Genomic DNA, 17,114 nt, shown 5'->3' with positions numbered 1-17,114 from the left:
AAATCAAGCCCGTCCGCACTGAACATCAGGCACCAGCCCGAAATCAAGCCCGTCCGCACTGGACATCAGGCACCAGCCCGAAATCAAGCCCGTCCGCACTGGACATCAGGCACCAGCCCGAAATCAAGCCCGTCCGGCGATTGAGGACAGAAGCCCTCGCCCGGACCGGGGCGCCCCTGGAACAGACGCACCCCAGCCGGGAGGCGACTCAGTACTGCTCGGTCTCCACGAAACCGGCGTCCGCGTCGTCGTCCGCGCCGAAGGCGTCCGCCGCGGCGGTCGGGTCGAAGCCGGGAGGCGAGTCCTTCAGCGCCAGGCCCATACCGGCCAGCTTCGCCTTGACCTCGTCGATCGACTTCGCACCGAAGTTGCGGATGTCGAGCAGGTCCGCCTCGGAGCGGGCCACCAGCTCGCCCACCGAGTGGATGCCCTCGCGCTTGAGGCAGTTGTACGAGCGGACCGTGAGCTCCAGCTCCTCGATCGGCAGCGCCAGGTCCGCCGCGAGCGCGGCGTCCGTCGGCGACGGGCCCATGTCGATGCCCTCGGCGTCGATGTTGAGCTCGCGCGCCAGACCGAACAGCTCGACCAGGGTCTTACCGGCCGACGCCATCGCGTCACGCGGACGCATGGCCTGCTTGGTCTCGACGTCGACGATCAGCTTGTCGAAGTCGGTGCGCTGCTCGACACGGGTCGCCTCGACCTTGTACGTGACCTTGAGCACCGGCGAGTAGATGGAGTCGACCGGGATGCGGCCGATCTCCTGGCCCGCCTGCTTGTTCTGGACGGCGGAGACGTAGCCGCGACCGCGCTCGACGGTCAGCTCCATCTCCAGCTTGCCCTTGCCGTTGAGCGTGGCCAGGACCAGGTCCGGGTTGTGCACCTCGACACCGGCCGGCGGGGCGATGTCCGCGGCGGTGACCAGGCCGGGGCCCTGCTTGCGCAGGTACATCACGACCGGCTCGTCGTGCTCCGAGGAGACGACCAGCTGCTTGATGTTGAGGATGAGGTCGGTCACGTCCTCCTTGACGCCCGGCACGGTGGTGAACTCGTGCAGGACACCGTCGATGCGGATGCTGGTGACAGCGGCACCCGGGATCGAGGAGAGGAGCGTGCGGCGCAGGGAGTTGCCGAGCGTGTAGCCGAAGCCGGGCTCCAGCGGCTCGATGACGAACCGCGAGCGGAATTCGTCGACGACCTCTTCGGTCAGCGACGGACGCTGAGCGATCAGCATGATGTGAATCCTTCAGTCGTGGGCGCCCACTATTTGACGCCCGACAGATGAAACAAGGATACGGGCGGTACACCCCCGCAGGGGGCATACCGCCCGTACCCACGCTACTGCCGCACGGCCGTCACCGGCCGTGACGGATCAGACGCGGCGACGCTTCGGCGGACGGCAGCCGTTGTGCGGCGTCGGGGTGACGTCCTGGATCGAACCGACCTCGAGGCCCGTGGCCTGGAGGGAGCGGATCGCGGTCTCGCGGCCGGAGCCCGGACCCTTCACGAAGACGTCGACCTTGCGCATGCCGTGCTCCTGCGCGCGGCGGGCGGCCGACTCGGCGGCCATCTGCGCGGCGAAGGGGGTGGACTTGCGCGAGCCCTTGAAGCCGACGTGGCCGGCGGAGGCCCAGGAGATCACGTTGCCCGAGGGGTCCGTGATCGAGACGATCGTGTTGTTGAACGTGCTCTTGATGTGCGCGTGGCCGTGAGCGACGTTCTTCTTTTCCTTGCGACGCACCTTCTTGGCTGCGCCCTGACGACCCTTGGGGGGCATGTCTTGACTCCAGATGGAGAGGGGAGGTGATCGGTCCTACAGCGAAGACCGCTGGTTGCTGCTGACGCCCGGGATTCCGGTCGCTCGCAGTGCGTCCGCTGAGGACTACTTCTTGCCCGGCTTCTTCTTGCCGGCGATCGCGCGACGCGGACCCTTGCGGGTACGGGCGTTGGTGCTGGTGCGCTGGCCGTGGACCGGCAGACCGCGGCGGTGACGGAGACCCTGGTAGCAGCCGATCTCGACCTTGCGGCGGATGTCGGCCTGGATCTCGCGGCGGAGGTCACCCTCGGTGCGGAGGTTGGCGTCCACGTACTCGCGGATCTTGACCAGGTCCTCTTCGGCCAGGTCGCGAACGCGGGTGTTCGGGTTCACGCCGGTGGTGGCGAGGATCTCCTTGGACCGGGTGCGCCCGATACCGAAGACGTAGGTGAGGGCAACCTCCACGCGCTTTTCGCGCGGGATGTCAACACCTGAAACGCGTGCCATTCAATGGCTCCAGTTGTTAAGTCGGGGGTCTTCCGCAGAACCACTCCCGACCGCCGACCCCTCGCTGGGAGAGGTGGTACGTCCGGGTCCCCGGCCCCCGCCGGAGGTGTCGTCAGCCGTGGCTTGGACGGGCTCTGCGTATGTACGTATTACGTGCGTCGCGCGAAGAACTGCGAGATGCAGGGGGTCGTGCGTCAGCCCTGGCGCTGCTTGTGGCGCAGGTTGTCGCAGATGACCATGACCCGGCCGTGACGGCGGATCACCTTGCACTTGTCGCAGATCTTCTTGACGCTCGGCTTGACCTTCATGGGATGTCAGGTTCTCCGGGTCAGTGCCAACACCGCGCCGAGGCGGGCGGCGGCAAGATCTACTTGTAGCGGTAGACGATCCGGCCACGCGTCAGGTCGTACGGGGAGAGCTCCACGACGACCCGGTCATCCGGGAGGATGCGGATGTAGTGCATACGCATCTTGCCGCTGATGTGCGCGAGGACCTTGTGACCGTTCTGGAGTTCCACCTTGAACATGGCGTTCGGGAGGGACTCGATCACGGTGCCCTCAATTTCGATGGCACCTTGCTTCTTGGCCACGCTTCGCCTTTCGAATCGGCTACCTTGATCGTCTCTCGTCCGCCGCGTGCGGACACACGGATGCACGAGAGCCGACGAGTCAGTCTACGTCAGCGGACTCCCAAAGGCGAATCCGTCAAGTTTGCCCATCCCAGGAGATCCTTAGACCTCCCGGAAGCAACGGATCAGCCCAGCGGGTCCGGCGCCGCCTCCACCCCGTACTGCGCCAGCTTCTCGCGGCCGCAGTCCGGGGCGGTGAGGACCAGCGGGCCCTGCTCCGTGAGGGCGATGGAGTGCTCCCAGTGCGAGGACCAGGTGCCGTCGGTGGTGATGACGGTCCACTCGTCCTCCAGCACCTCGGTGTGCGGGGTGCCGAGGGAGACCATCGGCTCGATGGCCAGGCAGAGGCCCGGCACCAGCTTGACGCCCTTGCCGCGCTTGCGGGAGACGTAGTTCAGCAGGTGCGGGTCCATGTGCATCTCGGTGCCGATGCCGTGCCCGCCGTAGTCCTCGATGATCCCGTACTTGCCGGTGGCGGGGCGGGGCTGGCGGCGGATGTAGGACTCGATGGCCTTGGAGATGTCGACGAGGCGGTTGTTCACCTTCATCGCGGCGATGCCGGCCCACATCGACTCCTCGGTCACCCGGGACAGCTCGATCAGCTCCGGAGCGTGCCCCGTACCGACGAAGGCGGTGTACGCGGCGTCGCCGTGCCAGCCGTCGACGATCGCGCCGGCGTCGATGGAGATGATGTCGCCGTCCTTGAGGACCGTCTTCTCGTCCGGGATGCCGTGGACGACGACCTCGTTGACCGAGGTGCAGATGGTCGCGGGGAACCCGCCGTACCCGAGGAAGTTCGACTTCGCGCCGTGGTCGGCGATCACCTTGCGGGCGACCTGGTCCAGGTCCCGGGTGGTGGCGCCGGGCACCGCCGCCTCACGGGTGGCCGCGTGGATGGCAGCGACCACCAGCCCCGCCTCGCGCATCTTCGCGATCTGCTCGGGGGTCTTGATCTGCACCATGCTGCGGCGCCTTTCCGGTAGGGACGGTGACGGGGGCGGGTCTTCCACGATACGCGGCGGCAAGCAGTCGGCCGCGGCGTCCGAGGACGCCGCGGCCGGCTTGTACTGCGAGTACTGCGCTGACGACGGGGGCGGCGCTCAGTCCTCCGCGGACTTCTTCAGCGCGTCCATGGCCCGGTCGGTCACGTCGGTGACCTTGCCGAGCGCGGAGATGGTGACCACCAGGTCCTGTGCCCGGTAGTAGTCGATGATCGGCTCGGTCTGCGTGTGGTAGACCTCCAGCCGGGTACGCACCGTCTCCTCGCTGTCGTCCTCGCGCTGGTACAGCTCGCCGCCGCAGGTGTCGCAGACGCCCTCGGTCCTCGGCGGGTTGTACGTGGCGTGGAAGACGTGCGCGCTGTCGTTGCGGCAGATGCGGCGACCCGCGATCCGCTTCACGACCTCGTCCTCGGGGACCTCCAGGTCGAGCACGGCGTCCAGCTTCACGCCCTCGTCCTTGAGCATCACGTCCAGGGCTTCGGCCTGGCCCACGTTGCGCGGGAAGCCGTCGAGCAGGAAGCCGTTGACCGCGTCCGGCTGGGACATGCGGTCCTTGGCCATCCCGATCGTCACCTCGTCCGGCACCAGCTGCCCCGCGTCCATGTAGGCGCGGGCCTGCTTGCCAAGGTCGGTGCCCTGGCTGATGTTGGCGCGGAAGAGGTCGCCCGTGGAGATGTGCGGAATCGACAGGTTCTTGGCAAGGTACGCGGCCTGCGTTCCCTTGCCGGCACCCGGCGGGCCGACGAGGACGATTCGCATCAGCGGAGGAACCCTTCGTAATTGCGCTGCTGGAGCTGACTCTCGATCTGCTTCACGGTCTCCAGACCCACACCCACGATGATGAGGATGCTCGTCCCGCCGAACGGGAAGTTCTGGTTAGCGCCACCGAAGCCTGCCAACGCCATCGTCGGCACCAGAGCGATCAGACCCAGGTACAGCGAGCCCGGCCAAGTGATCCTGTTGAGCACGTAGCTCAGGTACTCGGCAGTAGGTCGACCAGCCCGGATACCCGGGATGAAGCCACCATACTTCTTCATGTTGTCGGCCACTTCCTCGGGGTTGAACGAGATCGCCACGTAGAAGAAGGCGAAGAAGACGATCAACAGGAAGTAGGCGGTCATGTAGTACGGGTGGGTGCCCTTGGTCAGGTTGTCCTGGATCCAGATCGCCCAGTCGGCCTTCGAGTTGGAGAACTGGACGATCAGGGCCGGGATGTAGAGCAGCGAAGAAGCGAAGATGACGGGGATCACGCCCGCCTGATTCACCTTCAGCGGGATGTAGGTGGACGTACCACCGTACGAGCGACGTCCGATCATGCGCTTCGCGTACTGGACCGGGATCCGGCGCTGGGCCTGCTCGACGAAGACGACGAGGGCCACCATCACGAAGCCGACCAGGATGACGGTGCCGAACTCGATCCAGCCGTCCGCGAGCTTGCCGCTGGTCTTGATCGCCCAGAGGGCGGACGGGAAGCTGGCGGCGATCGAGATGAACATCAGGATCGACATGCCGTTGCCGATGCCGCGGTCGGTGATGAGCTCACCGAGCCACATGACGGCGGCGGTGCCGGCGGTCATCGTGATGACCATCACGACGGTCGTGAACATCGACTGGTTCGGGACGATCTGGTCGGCGACCGGGCAGCCGCTGAACAGCGCACCGCTGCGTGCGGTGGCCACCAGGCCGGTGCCCTGGAGGATGGCGAGCGCGACCGTCAGATAACGCGTGTACTGCGTGATCTTGGCCTGGCCGGACTGCCCCTCCTTCTTGAGCGCCTCGAGTCGGGGGATGACCACGGTCAGCAGCTGGAGAATGATGCTGGCCGTGATGTACGGCATGATGCCGAGCGCGAAGATCGTGATCTGCAGCAGCGCACCACCGCTGAACATGTTCACCAGGCCGAAGAGGCTGTTGTTGCCCTTGCTGGCCTGATCAACACAGGTCTGGACGTTCTCGTAGCTCACGCCCGGTACCGGGATGTGGGCCCCGAGCCGGTAGAGCACGATGATGCCGAGAGTGAAGAACAGCTTCTTGCGCAGGTCGGGCGTCTTGAACGCCCGGGCGAAGCCGGTGAGCACGGTGCCTCCTGCGACCCCCGCGCAGAGCGTAGAGGTGACGGTCTTGAGGATCGACGGATACGTTAAAAGCCAAGGAGCCCCGGACGCGTGCGCCCAGGGGTTACCACAGCAACGGACGCCACCTTACCGGCGTACATGCCCCCCTAGGAACGACCAACCGGGGATGCCCCATTTGAGAGGCATCCCCGGTCGGATGTTCAGTACACCTACTTGTCCGAGTTGTCTCAGACCAGTTCGGTGACGGTACCGCCGGCGGCGGTGATCTTCTCCTTGGCGGAGCCGGAGACGGCGTCAACCGAAACCTGCAGCGCCACGGAGATCTCGCCCTGTCCGAGGACCTTGACGAGGTGGTTGTTGCGCACGGCACCCTTGGCGACCAGGTCGGCCACCGTGACCTCTCCACCCTCGGGGTAGAGCGTCGCGAGCTTGTCCAGGTTCACGACCTGGTACTCCGTGCGGAACGGGTTCTTGAAGCCCTTGAGCTTCGGGAGACGCATGTGGAGGGGCATCTGCCCACCCTCGAAGCGCTCCGGAACCTGGTAGCGGGCCTTGGTGCCCTTGGTACCACGACCAGCGGTCTTACCCTTGGACGCCTCACCACGACCCACACGGGTCTTGGCGGTCTTGGCACCCGGGGCAGGCCGGAGGTCATGCGCCTTCAGCGGCTTGTTCTCCGCCATGTCAGTCGACCTCCTCAACCGTCACGAGGTGGCGGACGGTGTGCACCATGCCGCGGAACTCGGGGCGGTCCTCCTTGACAACCGAGTCGTTCAGGCGCTTGAGCCCGAGCGAACGCAGGGTGTCGCGGTGGTTCTGCTTGCTGCCGATGTACGACTTCGTCTGCGTGATCTTGAGGCGAGCCATTACGCACCCGCTCCCGCACGCGCACGAAGCAGAGCCGCGGGGGCGACGTCCTCGAGGGGCAGACCGCGGCGGGCCGCGATCTCCTCGGGACGCTGCAGGCCCTGGAGGGCCGCCACGGTCGCGTGCACGATGTTGATCGGGTTCGAGGACCCGAGCGACTTCGACAGGATGTCGTGAACGCCGGCGCACTCGAGAACGGCGCGCACCGGGCCACCGGCGATAACACCGGTACCGGGGGAAGCCGGCTTGAGCAGGACGACGCCCGCAGCCTTCTCACCCTGGATCGGGTGAGGGATGGTGCCCTGGATGCGGGGGACCTTGAAGAAGTTCTTCTTGGCCTCTTCCACGCCCTTGGCGATGGCCGCGGGAACTTCCTTGGCCTTGCCGTAACCGACACCGACGGTGCCGTCACCATCGCCCACCACGACCAGCGCGGTGAAGCTGAAGCGACGACCACCCTTCACAACCTTGGCGACTCGGTTGATCGCGACGACGCGCTCGACGTACGCGGTCTTCTCGGCGGCGGCAGCGCCGCCGTCACGGCCCTTCCGGTCCCGCCGCTCGCCGCCACCGGCACCGCTTCCGCGGCGCTGGGGTCCAGCCATTGGATTTACCTCTCTCTGTTACGTCCGCTGTGCGTAGGAACCGGGGCTAGAACTTCAGCCCGGCTTCACGGGCGGCGTCAGCCAGAGCGGCAATCCGCCCGGCGTACTGGTTACCACCGCGGTCAAACACGACGGCCTCGACGCCTGCGGCCTTGGCACGCTCGGCGACCAGGGCGCCGACCTGCTTGGCCTGGCTGCTCTTGTCGCCCTCGCCACCACGGATGGAGGCGTCCAGGGTCGACGCCGACGCGAGCGTGTGGCCCGCGATGTCGTCGATGATCTGGGCCACCATGTGGCGGTTGGAGCGCGTCACGACCAGGCGCGGACGCTCCGGCGAACCGGAGATGTGCTTGCGGACGCGGATGTGGCGCCGCTTGCGAGCCGCGCGCTTGTACGCGTCGCCCTTGGCGATCTTCACGCCGTATGCCATGGCTACTTACCAGCCTTTCCGACCTTGCGGCGGATGACCTCGCCGGCGTACTTGACGCCCTTGGCCTTGTACGGGTCAGGCTTCCGCAGCTTGCGGATCTTGGCCGCGGTCTCGCCGACCTTCTGCTTGTCGATGCCCTCGACGGTGAACTTCGTGGGGGTCTCCACCTTGAAGGTGATTCCCTCCGGGGCCTCGATCAGGATCGGGTGGCTGTAGCCCAGGGCGAACTCCAGGTTGGAGCCCTTCGCCTGGACGCGGTAACCGACACCACTGATCTCGAGCGCCTTGATGTATCCCTGGGTCACACCGGTGATCATGTTCGCCACCAGCGTGCGGGACAGGCCGTGCAGGGCCTTGTTCTGACGCTCGTCGTTCGGGCGGACGACGTTCAGGACGCCGTCCTCACCCTTGGTGACCTCGATGGGCGCCGCAACGGTGTGCGTGAGGGTGCCCTTGGGGCCCTTCACGTTGACCGTACGGCCATCGATGGTGACGTCCACACCGGCGGGAACCTGGATGGGGAGCTTGCCGATTCGCGACATGAGCTATTCCTCCGTTCCCGACTACCAGACGTAGGCGAGGACTTCCCCACCTACGCCCTTCTTCTGAGCCTGCTGGCCGGTCAGGAGACCGTGGGACGTGGAGATGATCGCCACGCCCAGGCCGCCGAGGACCTTCGGCAGGTTGGTGGACTTTGCGTAGACACGCAGACCCGGCTTCGAGATGCGCTTGATGCCGGCGATCGAGCGCTCGCGGTTCGGGCCGAACTTCAGCTCGAGGACGAGGTTCTTGCCGACCTCGGCGTCCTCGACCTTCCAGCCGGTGATGAAGCCCTCCTGCTGGAGGATCTCCGCGATGTGCGACTTGATCTTGCTGTGCGGCATCGTCACGTCGTCGTGATACGCCGAGTTCGCGTTGCGCAGACGCGTGAGCATGTCTGCGATGGGATCAGTCATGGTCATGAGTTGGCCTTCGGCCTCTCTCGCCGGGGTTTCCTGTATGCGCCATCCCTCTCCCCGCTCAGAGGCGGGACGGGTGCGGTGCGGGGACCTACGGCGTAGTAAGTCGGTCATGGGCGGCAGGCGCCCAACCCTGCAAGCCTACGGCATGCGGGGCCGGGCTCCTGCCGACCAGATGCTTACCGAGAGTCTCCGGTGATTCCCAACGCCCAGAGGGCGAAGGAGAATTACCAGGAGCTCTTGGTCACGCCCGGCAGCTCGCCACGGTGAGCCATCTCACGAAGGCACACGCGGCACAGGCCGAACTTGCGGTAGACGGAGTGGGGCCGGCCGCAGCGCTGGCACCGGGTGTACCCCCGGACGCCGAACTTCGGCTTGCGGGCGGCCTTAGCGATCAGAGCCTTCTTCGCCACGGTCAGTTCTCCTTGAACGGGAAGCCGAGGTGACGAAGGAGGGCACGACCCTCGTCGTCATTGGTCGCCGTGGTGACCACGGTGATGTCCATGCCCCGGACCCGGTCGATCTTGTCCTGGTCGATCTCGTGGAACATGACCTGCTCCGTGAGACCGAAGGTGTAGTTGCCACGGCCGTCGAACTGCTTGGGCGACAGGCCGCGGAAGTCACGGATACGCGGCAGCGCGAGCGACAGCGTACGGTCCAGGAACTCCCACATGCGGTCACCGCGGAGGGTGACGTGGCAGCCGATCGGCTGCCCCTCGCGCAGCTTGAACTGCGCGATCGACTTGCGGGCCTTGGTGACGGCCGGCTTCTGACCGGTGATCGTGGTGAGGTCCTTGACGGCACCGTCGATCAGCTTGGAGTCGCGGGCGGCGTCGCCCACACCCATGTTGACCACGATCTTGACCAGACCGGGGATCTGCATGACGTTCTCGTAGGAGAACTCCTCACGCAGCTTGCCGGCGATTTCCTCGCGGTAGCGCGTCTTGAGACGCGGCGCGGTGGTGGTAGTCATCAGATGTCCTCACCGGTGCGCTTGGCAACACGGATCTTGTTGCCCTCGTCGTCAAAGCGGTAGCCGACGCGAGTAACGACCTTCTTGCCGTCCTTCTCAACAACCAGCTGCACGTTGCTGACGTGGATCGGGGCCTCGGTCGTCACAATGCCACCGGTCTGCGAACCGCGAGCGGTCTGGCCGGCCTTGGTGTGCTTCTTGACCCGGTTGACACCCTCGACGAGGACGCGGTCCTGAGCGGGGTAGGCCACGATGACCTTGCCCTGCTTGCCCTTGTCCTTACCGGTGATGACCTGTACCAGGTCGCCCTTCTTGATCTTCATGCTTACAGCACCTCCGGCGCGAGCGAGATGATCTTCATGAACTTCTTCTCGCGCAGCTCACGGCCCACCGGGCCGAAGATACGGGTGCCGCGGGGGTCGCCGTCGTTCTTCAGAATGACGGCGGCGTTCTCGTCGAAGCGGATGTACGAGCCATCCTGGCGACGACGCTCCTTGACGGTGCGAACGATGACCGCCTTGACGACGTCACCCTTCTTCACGTTGCCACCGGGGATCGCGTCCTTGACGGTGGCGACGATGACGTCACCGATGCCCGCGTAGCGGCGACCCGAGCCACCGAGAACACGGATGGTGAGAATTTCCTTCGCACCCGTGTTGTCGGCGACACGCAGTCGCGACTCCTGCTGGATCACGTCTATCTCCTGATCGTCTGCCGGTTCCCGGCAGGGGCCCTGTTGCGGGAGCCCCTGCCGAGCCTGGCGGAACTGACCTGAGGGGAAGCCCCCTCAGGAATTACTTGGCCTTCTCGAGGATCTCGACGATGCGCCACCGCTTGGTGGCGGACAGCGGCCGGGTCTCCATCAGGAGGACGCGGTCGCCGACACCGGCGGAGTTCTGCTCGTCGTGGGCCTTGAGCTTGTTCGTACGGCGGATGACCTTGCCGTACAGCGCGTGCTTCACGCGGTCCTCGACGGCGACGACGACGGTCTTGTCCATCTTGTCGCTGACGACGAGGCCCTCGCGGGTCTTGCGGAAGCCGCGCTCGGTCTTGGTCTCAGTCACAGTGTTCTCGCTCATCAGACGCTCTCCACCGTTTCGATGCCCAGCTCGCGCTCGCGCATCAGGGTGTAGATCCGGGCGATGTCCTTACGGACGGACTTGAGCCGACCGTGGTTCTCGAGCTGTCCCGTCGCCGCCTGGAAACGGAGGTTGAACAGCTCTTCCTTGGCCTCGCGGAGCTTGTTGAGGAGCTCCTCGTTGCCCAGCTCGCGCAGCTCGGACGCCTTGGTACCGGCCGACATCACGCTTCACCTGCCTCGCGCTTGACGATCCGGCACTTCATCGGCAGCTTGTGGGCTGCGCGAGTAAGCGCCTCACGGGCGATCTTCTCGTTGGGGTACGACAGCTCGAACATGACGCGTCCGGGCTTGACGTTGGCGATCCACCACTCCGGGGAACCCTTACCGGAACCCATGCGGGTCTCGGCAGGCTTCTTGGTGAGGGGACGGTCCGGGTAGATGTTGATCCAGACCTTGCCGCCACGCTTGATGTGACGGGTCATCGCGATACGAGCGGACTCGATCTGACGGTTCGTCACGTACGCCGGGGTCAGCGCCTGGATGCCGTACTCGCCGAACGCAACCTGCGTGCCACCCTTGGACATGCCGCTGCGCTTCGGGTGGTGCTGCTTGCGGTGCTTGACCCTACGGGGGATCAGCATTTCGGTCAGGCCTCCGTTCCGGTGCTCTCAGCAGCCGGAGCAGCGGCGGTCGCCTCGGCCTTGGGGGCCTCGGCGGCCGGAGCCGACTGCTGCGGCTTGCGGCCGCGGCCGCCACGCTCGCCACCGCGGCCACCGCGGCCGGCCGGGCGGTCAGCGCCGCCACGGGCCGGGCGGTTGCCCGCACGGGCAGCAGCGTTCTCGGCGCGGACCTCGGCGATGTTCTTGACGTCGCCCTTGTAGATCCAGACCTTCACGCCGATGCGGCCGAAGGTCGTCTTGGCCTCGAAGAAGCCGTAGTCGACGTTCGCGCGGAGCGTGTGCAGGGGCACACGGCCCTCGCGGTAGAACTCCGAGCGGGACATCTCGGCGCCGCCGAGGCGGCCACCGCACTGGACCTTGATGCCCTTGGCGCCGGCCTTCATCGTGCTCTGCATGCTCTTGCGCATGGCACGACGGAAGGAGACGCGGGAGGACAGCTGCTCGGCGACGGCCTGGGCCACCAGCTGAGCGTCCACCTCGGGGTTCTTGACCTCGAGGATGTTCAGCTGGACCTGCTTGCCGGTCAGCTTCTCCAGCTCGCCGCGGATGCGGTCGGCCTCGGCGCCGCGGCGGCCGATGACGATGCCCGGGCGAGCGGTGTGGATGTCGACGCGGACGCGGTCGCGGGTGCGCTCGATCTCAACCTTCGAGATGCCGGCGCGCTCCATGCCCTTCGTCATCATGCGACGAATGGCGACGTCTTCCTTGACGTAGTCCTTGTACAGCTTGTCGGCGTACCAGCGGGACTTGAAGTCCGTGGTGATGCCGAGCCGGAACCCGTGCGGGTTTACCTTCTGGCCCATTACCGGGTTCCTTCCTTGCTGCTGACGACCACGGTGATGTGGCTGGTCCGCTTACGGATCCGGTAGGCACGGCCCTGGGCACGCGGACGGAACCGCTTCAGGGTCGGGCCCTCGTCCACGTACGCCTCGCTGATGACCAGCGAAGAGGCGTCGGTGTGGTCGTAGTTGTGTGCGGCGTTGGCAATGGCGCTGTCCAGCACCTTGCCGACCGGCACGCTCGCGGCCTGCGGGGCGAAACGCAGGACCGCCTGAGCCTCCGTGGCATCCATGCCACGGATGAGGTCCACCACGCGGCGGGCCTTCATGGGCGTGACGCGGATGTACCGCGCCTGGGCCCTGGCTTCCATGGTTGTCCCTTCGGTGTAAGTCATAGTCAGTCACCCCGCTTTAGCGGCGCTTCGACTTCCGGTCGTCCTTGACGTGGCCGCGGAAGGTGCGAGTCGGCGAGAACTCGCCGAGCTTGTGGCCGACCATCGACTCGGTGACGAACACCGGGACGTGGATCTTGCCGTTGTGCACCGCGATGGTGTGACCCAGCATGGCCGGGACGATCATCGAGCGACGGGACCAGGTCTTGATGACGTTCTTGGTGCCTGCCTCGTTCTGTACGTCCACCTTCTTGGCGAGGTGGTCGTCGACGAAGGGCCCCTTCTTGAGACTGCGCGGCATCTAAACCCGCTCCTAGCGCTTCTTGTTCGTCTTGCGGCGGCGGACGATGTACTTGTTCGACGCCTTCTTGGGCGAACGAGTACGACCTTCCTTCTTACCCCACGGCGAAACCGGGTGACGGCCACCGGAGGTCTTACCCTCACCACCACCGTGCGGGTGGTCGACCGGGTTCATGACGACACCACGGACGGTCGGGCGGACGCCCTTCCACCGCATGCGGCCGGCCTTGCCCCAGTTGATGTTCGACTGCTCGGCGTTGCCGACCTCGCCGATCGTGGCGCGGCAGCGGGCGTCGACCAGGCGGATCTCACCCGACGGCATACGAAGGTGGGCCATGGTGCCCTCCTTCGCCAGCAGCTGCACGGAGGCACCCGCGGAACGGGCGAACTTCGCGCCGCCGCCGGGCCGCAGCTCGATGGCGTGGATGGTGGTACCGACCGGGATGTTGCGCAGCGCCAGGTTGTTGCCGGGCTTGATGTCGGCGGCCGGGCCGTTCTCGACACGGTCGCCCTGCGCCAGACCACGCGGCGCGATGATGTAGCGCTTCTCGCCGTCCGCGTAGTGCAGGAGCGCGATGCGCGCGGTGCGGTTGGGGTCGTACTCGATGTGCGCGACCTTGGCCGGCACGCCGTCCTTGTCGTGACGACGGAAGTCGATCACGCGGTAGGCGCGCTTGTGGCCACCACCCTGGTGGCGAACGGTCACACGACCGGCGTTGTTACGGCCGCCCTTGCTGTGCAGGGGGCGGACCAGCGACTTCTCCGGCGTGGACCGCGTGATCTCGACAAAGTCGGCGACGCTGGAGCCACGACGGCCCGGGGTCGTCGGCTTGTACTTGCGGATACCCATTTCTCAGTCCTCGTCCGATTCCGGACGACTCGGCCTCACTAGGAGGTCGGGCCGCCGAAGATGTCGATACGGTCGCCCTCAGCGAGGGTCACGATGGCGCGCTTCGTGTCGGCGCGCTTGCCGAAACCGGTGCGGGTGCGCTTGCGCTTGCCCTGGCGGTTGATCGTGTTGACCCCGGTGACCTTGACCGAGAAGACCGCTTCGACGGCCTGCTTGATCTGGGTCTTGTTGGAGCCCGGCGCGACGATGAACGTGTACTTGTTCTCGTCGAGCAGCGCGTAGCTCTTCTCCGAGACAACCGGCTTGACGAGAACGTCGCGCGGGTCGTCGTAGGTCTTGCTGGTAACGGTCGCCTCGCTCATCAGGCGTCGCTCCCTTCGGTCTCAGCGGTCTGGGGGCCAGACACGAAGGACTCGAAGGCGGCCTGGGTGAAGACCACGTCGTCAGAGACGATCACGTCGTACGTGTTCAGCTGGCCCGGCTCCAGGATGTGCACCTGGGGCAGGTTGCGTGCGGAGAGCCACGCGGCCTCGTCGGCGCGGTCGACGACCAGGAGCAGGTTCTTGCGCTCCGAGATCTTGCCGAACAGCGTCTTGGCGGCCTTGGTGGAGATCCCACCCTCGACCACGCCGGTGACGACGTGGATGCGGGAGTGACGCGCCCGGTCGGAGAGGGCACCGCGGAGGGCGGCGGCCTTCATCTTCTTCGGGGTGCGCTGCGAGTAGTCACGCGGCTGCGGGCCGTGGACGACGCCACCGCCGACGAACTGCGGCGCGCGGGTCGAGCCCTGACGCGCGCGGCCGGTGCCCTTCTGGCGGTACGGCTTGCGCCCACCACCGCGGACCTCGCCACGGGTCTTGGTCTTGTGCGTGCCCTGACGGGCAGCTGCCAGCTGTGCGACGACGACCTGGTGGATCAGCGGAACGCTGGTCTTCGCGTCGAAGATCTCCGCGGGGAGCTCGACGGTACCGGCCTTGTCGCCTGCCGGCGAAAGGATGTCAATGGTGCTCATTACCTCAAGCCCCCTTGGCCGCGGTACGGACCAGGACGAGGCCGCCGTTCGGACCGGGGACCGCGCCCTTGATGAGCAGCAGACCCTTCTCCGCGTCAACCGCGTGGATGGTCAGGTTCTGGGTGGTGACGCGCTCGTTACCCATGCGACCGGCCATGCGCATGCCCTTGAAGACACGCCCAGGGGTGGCGCAGCCACCGATCGAACCGGGGGAACGGTGCTTGCGCTGCACGCCGTGACCGGCGCCGAGGCCCCGGAAGTTGTGACGCTTCATGACACCGGCGAAGCCCTTGCCCTTGCTCTTGCCCGTGACGTCGACCTTGACGCCGGACTCGAACACCTCGGCATTGATCTCCTGGCCGAGCGTGTACTCGCTGGCGTCAGGGGTGCGGATCTCCACCAGGTGGCGGCGCGGGGTCACGTCGGCCTTGGCGAAGTGGCCCTTGAGGGGCTTGTTCACCTTGCGCGGGTCGATCTCGCCGAAGGCGATCTGAACCGACTCGTAGCCGTCGCTGTCGTTCGTACGGACCTGCGTCACGACGCACGGACCGGCCTTGACGACGGTCACCGGGACGACCCGGTTGTTCTCGTCCCAGACCTGGGTCATGCCGAGCTTCTCGCCCAGGACGCCCTTGATGTTCTTGCTCATCTCGGCCGTCCCCTCAGAGCTTGATCTCGATGTCGACGCCCGCCGGCAGGTCGAGGCGCATCAGCGAGTCAACCGTCTTCGGCGTGGGGTCGAGGATGTCGATGAGGCGCTTGTGCGTGCGCATCTCGAAGTGCTCGCGAGAGTCCTTGTACTTGTGCGGCGACTTGATGACGCAGTACACGTTCTTCTCAGTGGGCAGCGGCACCGGGCCCGCGACCGACGCACCAGTGCGGGTCACCGTCTCGACGATCTTCTTCGCCGAGGAGTCGATGACCTCGTGGTCGTAGGCCTTGAGCCGGATGCGGATCTTCTGTCCCGCCATGGCTACTAGTAGTCCTGTCTCTCGTTTAACGCTCTGGAACCCGGGGTTCGGTAACTCCGCCTCCGACCCACGCGGTCGGGCGTGTCGCATCCCCTCTACGCAGAAGTCCCGAAGGACTTCCCAACCAAGGGGGTGCGTGCCGAAGACCACGCTGTCGGGGGTGAAACCCCACCGGGTGCCTGGCCGGTGCCCCACTTACGCTTCCCGGAAGATTCCCGTACGTCCGGCCCGCGTGGGGCCGACGAGTACTGTGGGACTCGCTTCCAGTCCTCCCGGCGGGAGGCGCGCAGCATTGACACTCAACCGAGCAACCTGGCTAGTGTGCCATACGGGCTGTGAGCCTGGCCAATCGGACCAGGGATCTTACCCCGCGCGAGTGGCCGGTCAAACGCGGGCACGCATGGGGGCGTCTTCTCGGCCCCGGCCGGATCAGGTGCGGGTGGAGGTCCCGCAGACCTCGTGGTCCTCAGCGCCCCCCGCGGCCCGGCCGCGGCCGTAGGGGTCGACCGCAGGGCCGGTGGCCGGGGCGGCGGCGGCCCCGCCGTCCGGGAACACGGGGTGGAAGTACCCGTCGTACACGCCGCACGCACTGTTGGAGTACTCGCCGGCGTACTCGGTGAGGTCGAGCTTGCCCCGCGTCGCCTGCCACCGGGCCGGGTCCCGCAGGGACATGGTCAGGTCCCGGCGGACGATCGTCCGCGACACGGCGCCGGCCCCGTCCGCCCGTACCAGCGGGTAGACGAACGTGCAGTTCGCGTGCACCCGCACCTCGCCGCCCTCCCCCGCGCCGGGGCTGTCGTCGGGGCGCTCGGGGGTATGACGGTGCTCACGGGCAGGCTCTTTCACGGGATGTACAGGACGGCACGGGCCGCCGCAGGTCATCGGGACATGGTCGGCACCGCGCACGCCGTGTCCGGAACCAGGCCGAAGCCGTGATCCAACCGGCGCACCAGCGAGTCCACGTGCCGATCGGAGCCTCCTCCCGCCCCGTGGCCCCGGGACCGGGCTCGGGTGAGCCGTGGGAGGGCTCCCACGGCTTCTGGAATTAATCGTCGCTTCGCACTGGGAATTCACGCCTGCCCGCTTGTAGCATCCTTCAACATCAGGCAAAGGGGGGCCAGTTGATGTTGAGGGTGCGCTTCGATTCCCTCCGTGAGCAGCTCGATATCGCACGTCTGACCCGGACTGCGGGCTTCCTGCCCGGGGTCATGGCCGGGCTGATCAGCCTTTTTATGGGAGCGCTCCCACTCG

At 66.4% G+C, this 17,114-nt stretch carries 30 protein-coding genes; all 30 read right to left on the bottom strand.

All coding sequences use genetic code 11. The features are described 5' to 3' along the window. Positions 1-208: 208 nt before the first annotated feature. Positions 209-1,231: a DNA-directed RNA polymerase subunit alpha gene (locus tag ABZ564_RS00785; protein WP_024755423.1), complete on the bottom strand. Its 1,023-nt coding sequence runs from the start codon at positions 1,229-1,231 to the stop codon at positions 209-211. A gap of 138 nt (positions 1,232-1,369) precedes the next feature. Next, positions 1,370-1,774 (bottom strand): 30S ribosomal protein S11, encoded by a 405-nt coding sequence (gene rpsK / locus ABZ564_RS00780; protein WP_003956432.1) that lies wholly within the window; start codon positions 1,772-1,774, stop codon positions 1,370-1,372. Between the two features lie 105 nt (positions 1,775-1,879). Continuing rightward, positions 1,880-2,260, bottom strand: a complete 381-nt coding sequence (gene rpsM, locus ABZ564_RS00775; protein ID WP_018519286.1) for a 30S ribosomal protein S13 — start codon at positions 2,258-2,260, stop codon at positions 1,880-1,882. A 194-nt stretch (positions 2,261-2,454) separates the two neighbouring features. Continuing rightward, on the bottom strand, positions 2,455-2,568 hold the full coding sequence (rpmJ, locus tag ABZ564_RS00770; RefSeq protein ID WP_003956441.1) for a 50S ribosomal protein L36: 114 nt from the start codon (positions 2,566-2,568) through the stop codon (positions 2,455-2,457). A gap of 59 nt (positions 2,569-2,627) precedes the next feature. After that, the gene (gene infA / locus ABZ564_RS00765) at positions 2,628-2,849 is read right to left on the bottom strand and encodes a translation initiation factor IF-1 (RefSeq protein ID WP_003956442.1); all 222 of its coding nucleotides are present in this window, start codon (positions 2,847-2,849) and stop codon (positions 2,628-2,630) included. 164 nt (positions 2,850-3,013) lie between these two features. After that, positions 3,014-3,850, bottom strand: coding sequence for a type I methionyl aminopeptidase (gene map / locus ABZ564_RS00760; protein ID WP_360847254.1), 837 nt, complete (start codon positions 3,848-3,850; stop codon positions 3,014-3,016). Between the two features lie 138 nt (positions 3,851-3,988). Beyond that, a complete protein-coding gene (locus ABZ564_RS00755) occupies positions 3,989-4,648 on the bottom strand; it encodes an adenylate kinase (protein ID WP_360847251.1) in 660 nt (219 codons plus the stop codon). Next, on the bottom strand, positions 4,648-5,967 hold the full coding sequence (secY, locus tag ABZ564_RS00750; RefSeq protein WP_360847248.1) for a preprotein translocase subunit SecY: 1,320 nt from the start codon (positions 5,965-5,967) through the stop codon (positions 4,648-4,650). Before secY ends, ABZ564_RS00755 begins: the two co-directional genes overlap by 1 nt. Positions 5,968-6,191: 224 nt before the next feature. Beyond that, positions 6,192-6,647, bottom strand: a complete 456-nt coding sequence (rplO, locus tag ABZ564_RS00745; RefSeq protein ID WP_018519290.1) for a 50S ribosomal protein L15 — start codon at positions 6,645-6,647, stop codon at positions 6,192-6,194. Between the two features lies 1 nt (position 6,648). Continuing rightward, the gene (rpmD, locus tag ABZ564_RS00740) at positions 6,649-6,831 is read right to left on the bottom strand and encodes a 50S ribosomal protein L30 (protein WP_003966943.1); all 183 of its coding nucleotides are present in this window, start codon (positions 6,829-6,831) and stop codon (positions 6,649-6,651) included. Next, a complete protein-coding gene (gene rpsE, locus ABZ564_RS00735) occupies positions 6,831-7,436 on the bottom strand; it encodes a 30S ribosomal protein S5 (protein WP_018101216.1) in 606 nt (201 codons plus the stop codon). Before rpsE ends, rpmD begins: the two co-directional genes overlap by 1 nt. Before the next feature lie 46 nt (positions 7,437-7,482). After that, positions 7,483-7,866, bottom strand: coding sequence for a 50S ribosomal protein L18 (gene rplR, locus ABZ564_RS00730; RefSeq protein ID WP_360847244.1), 384 nt, complete (start codon positions 7,864-7,866; stop codon positions 7,483-7,485). Between the two features lie 2 nt (positions 7,867-7,868). Further along, positions 7,869-8,408, bottom strand: a complete 540-nt coding sequence (gene rplF, locus ABZ564_RS00725; protein ID WP_143621230.1) for a 50S ribosomal protein L6 — start codon at positions 8,406-8,408, stop codon at positions 7,869-7,871. Positions 8,409-8,429: 21 nt separating this feature from the next. Next, positions 8,430-8,828 (bottom strand): 30S ribosomal protein S8, encoded by a 399-nt coding sequence (gene rpsH / locus ABZ564_RS00720; RefSeq protein ID WP_018550614.1) that lies wholly within the window; start codon positions 8,826-8,828, stop codon positions 8,430-8,432. 224 nt (positions 8,829-9,052) lie between these two features. Continuing rightward, positions 9,053-9,238 (bottom strand): type Z 30S ribosomal protein S14, encoded by a 186-nt coding sequence (locus ABZ564_RS00715; RefSeq protein WP_003948630.1) that lies wholly within the window; start codon positions 9,236-9,238, stop codon positions 9,053-9,055. A gap of 2 nt (positions 9,239-9,240) precedes the next feature. Beyond that, positions 9,241-9,798: a 50S ribosomal protein L5 gene (rplE, locus tag ABZ564_RS00710; RefSeq protein ID WP_018101220.1), complete on the bottom strand. Its 558-nt coding sequence runs from the start codon at positions 9,796-9,798 to the stop codon at positions 9,241-9,243. After that, positions 9,798-10,121, bottom strand: coding sequence for a 50S ribosomal protein L24 (gene rplX / locus ABZ564_RS00705; protein WP_073786786.1), 324 nt, complete (start codon positions 10,119-10,121; stop codon positions 9,798-9,800). The genes rplE and rplX overlap by 1 nt, the downstream gene beginning before the upstream one ends. Positions 10,122-10,123: 2 nt before the next feature. After that, the gene (rplN, locus tag ABZ564_RS00700) at positions 10,124-10,492 is read right to left on the bottom strand and encodes a 50S ribosomal protein L14 (protein ID WP_003966950.1); all 369 of its coding nucleotides are present in this window, start codon (positions 10,490-10,492) and stop codon (positions 10,124-10,126) included. A 100-nt stretch (positions 10,493-10,592) separates the two neighbouring features. After that, entirely contained in the window at positions 10,593-10,877 is a 285-nt protein-coding gene (gene rpsQ / locus ABZ564_RS00695) for a 30S ribosomal protein S17 (RefSeq protein ID WP_136317111.1), read from the bottom strand. Beyond that, positions 10,877-11,101, bottom strand: a complete 225-nt coding sequence (gene rpmC / locus ABZ564_RS00690) for a 50S ribosomal protein L29 (RefSeq protein WP_014047786.1) — start codon at positions 11,099-11,101, stop codon at positions 10,877-10,879. The genes rpsQ and rpmC overlap by 1 nt, the downstream gene beginning before the upstream one ends. After that, complete coding sequence (gene rplP / locus ABZ564_RS00685; RefSeq protein ID WP_018101222.1) at positions 11,101-11,520, bottom strand: 50S ribosomal protein L16; 420 nt, start codon at positions 11,518-11,520, stop codon at positions 11,101-11,103. The genes rpmC and rplP overlap by 1 nt, the downstream gene beginning before the upstream one ends. A 5-nt stretch (positions 11,521-11,525) precedes the next feature. Continuing rightward, positions 11,526-12,362, bottom strand: coding sequence for a 30S ribosomal protein S3 (gene rpsC / locus ABZ564_RS00680; RefSeq protein ID WP_018101223.1), 837 nt, complete (start codon positions 12,360-12,362; stop codon positions 11,526-11,528). Then, entirely contained in the window at positions 12,362-12,709 is a 348-nt protein-coding gene (gene rplV / locus ABZ564_RS00675; protein WP_004571827.1) for a 50S ribosomal protein L22, read from the bottom strand. The genes rpsC and rplV overlap by 1 nt, the downstream gene beginning before the upstream one ends. 40 nt (positions 12,710-12,749) lie before the next feature. Next, positions 12,750-13,031 (bottom strand): 30S ribosomal protein S19, encoded by a 282-nt coding sequence (gene rpsS, locus ABZ564_RS00670; RefSeq protein WP_360847237.1) that lies wholly within the window; start codon positions 13,029-13,031, stop codon positions 12,750-12,752. Positions 13,032-13,043: 12 nt separating this feature from the next. Next, positions 13,044-13,880, bottom strand: a complete 837-nt coding sequence (gene rplB, locus ABZ564_RS00665) for a 50S ribosomal protein L2 (protein ID WP_018550620.1) — start codon at positions 13,878-13,880, stop codon at positions 13,044-13,046. Between the two features lie 38 nt (positions 13,881-13,918). Then, positions 13,919-14,242: a 50S ribosomal protein L23 gene (gene rplW / locus ABZ564_RS00660; protein WP_111337412.1), complete on the bottom strand. Its 324-nt coding sequence runs from the start codon at positions 14,240-14,242 to the stop codon at positions 13,919-13,921. Then, complete coding sequence (gene rplD / locus ABZ564_RS00655; protein WP_147970456.1) at positions 14,242-14,892, bottom strand: 50S ribosomal protein L4; 651 nt, start codon at positions 14,890-14,892, stop codon at positions 14,242-14,244. The genes rplW and rplD overlap by 1 nt, the downstream gene beginning before the upstream one ends. A gap of 4 nt (positions 14,893-14,896) precedes the next feature. Beyond that, positions 14,897-15,541, bottom strand: coding sequence for a 50S ribosomal protein L3 (gene rplC, locus ABZ564_RS00650; RefSeq protein WP_018101228.1), 645 nt, complete (start codon positions 15,539-15,541; stop codon positions 14,897-14,899). A gap of 13 nt (positions 15,542-15,554) precedes the next feature. Continuing rightward, positions 15,555-15,863 (bottom strand): 30S ribosomal protein S10, encoded by a 309-nt coding sequence (rpsJ, locus tag ABZ564_RS00645; protein WP_003948644.1) that lies wholly within the window; start codon positions 15,861-15,863, stop codon positions 15,555-15,557. A gap of 429 nt (positions 15,864-16,292) precedes the next feature. Next, positions 16,293-16,709, bottom strand: a complete 417-nt coding sequence (locus ABZ564_RS00640; RefSeq protein ID WP_360847233.1) for a hypothetical protein — start codon at positions 16,707-16,709, stop codon at positions 16,293-16,295. Positions 16,710-17,114: the final 405 nt, after the last annotated feature.

Origin of the sequence: Streptomyces sp. NPDC019224 (assembly GCF_040632605.1) — a bacterium.
Taxonomy (GTDB): Bacteria; Actinomycetota; Actinomycetes; order Streptomycetales; family Streptomycetaceae; genus Streptomyces.
Note: the sequence above shows the minus strand (reverse complement) of the source record. Positions and strands in the feature narration are given on the sequence as shown.

Bases quoted from the DNA above. Each gene is read 5' to 3' on its own strand.
- ABZ564_RS00785 (WP_024755423.1), bottom strand. From the start codon at position 1,231: ATGCTGATCGCTCAGCGTCCGTCGCTGACCGAAGAGGTCGTCGACGAA.
- rpsK (WP_003956432.1), bottom strand. From the start codon at position 1,774: ATGCCCCCCAAGGGTCGTCAGGGCGCAGCCAAGAAGGTGCGTCGCAAG.
- rpsM (WP_018519286.1), bottom strand. From the start codon at position 2,260: ATGGCACGCGTTTCAGGTGTTGACATCCCGCGCGAAAAGCGCGTGGAG.
- rpmJ (WP_003956441.1), bottom strand. From the start codon at position 2,568: ATGAAGGTCAAGCCGAGCGTCAAGAAGATCTGCGACAAGTGCAAGGTG.
- map (WP_360847254.1), bottom strand. From the start codon at position 3,850: ATGGTGCAGATCAAGACCCCCGAGCAGATCGCGAAGATGCGCGAGGCG.
- ABZ564_RS00755 (WP_360847251.1), bottom strand. From the start codon at position 4,648: ATGCGAATCGTCCTCGTCGGCCCGCCGGGTGCCGGCAAGGGAACGCAG.
- rplO (WP_018519290.1), bottom strand. From the start codon at position 6,647: ATGGCGGAGAACAAGCCGCTGAAGGCGCATGACCTCCGGCCTGCCCCG.
- rpmD (WP_003966943.1), bottom strand. From the start codon at position 6,831: ATGGCTCGCCTCAAGATCACGCAGACGAAGTCGTACATCGGCAGCAAG.
- rpsE (WP_018101216.1), bottom strand. From the start codon at position 7,436: ATGGCTGGACCCCAGCGCCGCGGAAGCGGTGCCGGTGGCGGCGAGCGG.
- rplR (WP_360847244.1), bottom strand. From the start codon at position 7,866: ATGGCATACGGCGTGAAGATCGCCAAGGGCGACGCGTACAAGCGCGCG.
- rplF (WP_143621230.1), bottom strand. From the start codon at position 8,408: ATGTCGCGAATCGGCAAGCTCCCCATCCAGGTTCCCGCCGGTGTGGAC.
- rpsH (WP_018550614.1), bottom strand. From the start codon at position 8,828: ATGACCATGACTGATCCCATCGCAGACATGCTCACGCGTCTGCGCAAC.
- rplE (WP_018101220.1), bottom strand. From the start codon at position 9,798: ATGACTACCACCACCGCGCCGCGTCTCAAGACGCGCTACCGCGAGGAA.
- rplX (WP_073786786.1), bottom strand. From the start codon at position 10,121: ATGAAGATCAAGAAGGGCGACCTGGTACAGGTCATCACCGGTAAGGAC.
- rpsQ (WP_136317111.1), bottom strand. From the start codon at position 10,877: ATGAGCGAGAACACTGTGACTGAGACCAAGACCGAGCGCGGCTTCCGC.
- rpmC (WP_014047786.1), bottom strand. From the start codon at position 11,101: ATGTCGGCCGGTACCAAGGCGTCCGAGCTGCGCGAGCTGGGCAACGAG.
- rplP (WP_018101222.1), bottom strand. From the start codon at position 11,520: ATGCTGATCCCCCGTAGGGTCAAGCACCGCAAGCAGCACCACCCGAAG.
- rpsC (WP_018101223.1), bottom strand. From the start codon at position 12,362: ATGGGCCAGAAGGTAAACCCGCACGGGTTCCGGCTCGGCATCACCACG.
- rplV (WP_004571827.1), bottom strand. From the start codon at position 12,709: ATGGAAGCCAGGGCCCAGGCGCGGTACATCCGCGTCACGCCCATGAAG.
- rpsS (WP_360847237.1), bottom strand. From the start codon at position 13,031: ATGCCGCGCAGTCTCAAGAAGGGGCCCTTCGTCGACGACCACCTCGCC.
- rplB (WP_018550620.1), bottom strand. From the start codon at position 13,880: ATGGGTATCCGCAAGTACAAGCCGACGACCCCGGGCCGTCGTGGCTCC.
- rplW (WP_111337412.1), bottom strand. From the start codon at position 14,242: ATGAGCGAGGCGACCGTTACCAGCAAGACCTACGACGACCCGCGCGAC.
- rplD (WP_147970456.1), bottom strand. From the start codon at position 14,892: ATGAGCACCATTGACATCCTTTCGCCGGCAGGCGACAAGGCCGGTACC.
- rplC (WP_018101228.1), bottom strand. From the start codon at position 15,541: ATGAGCAAGAACATCAAGGGCGTCCTGGGCGAGAAGCTCGGCATGACC.
- rpsJ (WP_003948644.1), bottom strand. From the start codon at position 15,863: ATGGCGGGACAGAAGATCCGCATCCGGCTCAAGGCCTACGACCACGAG.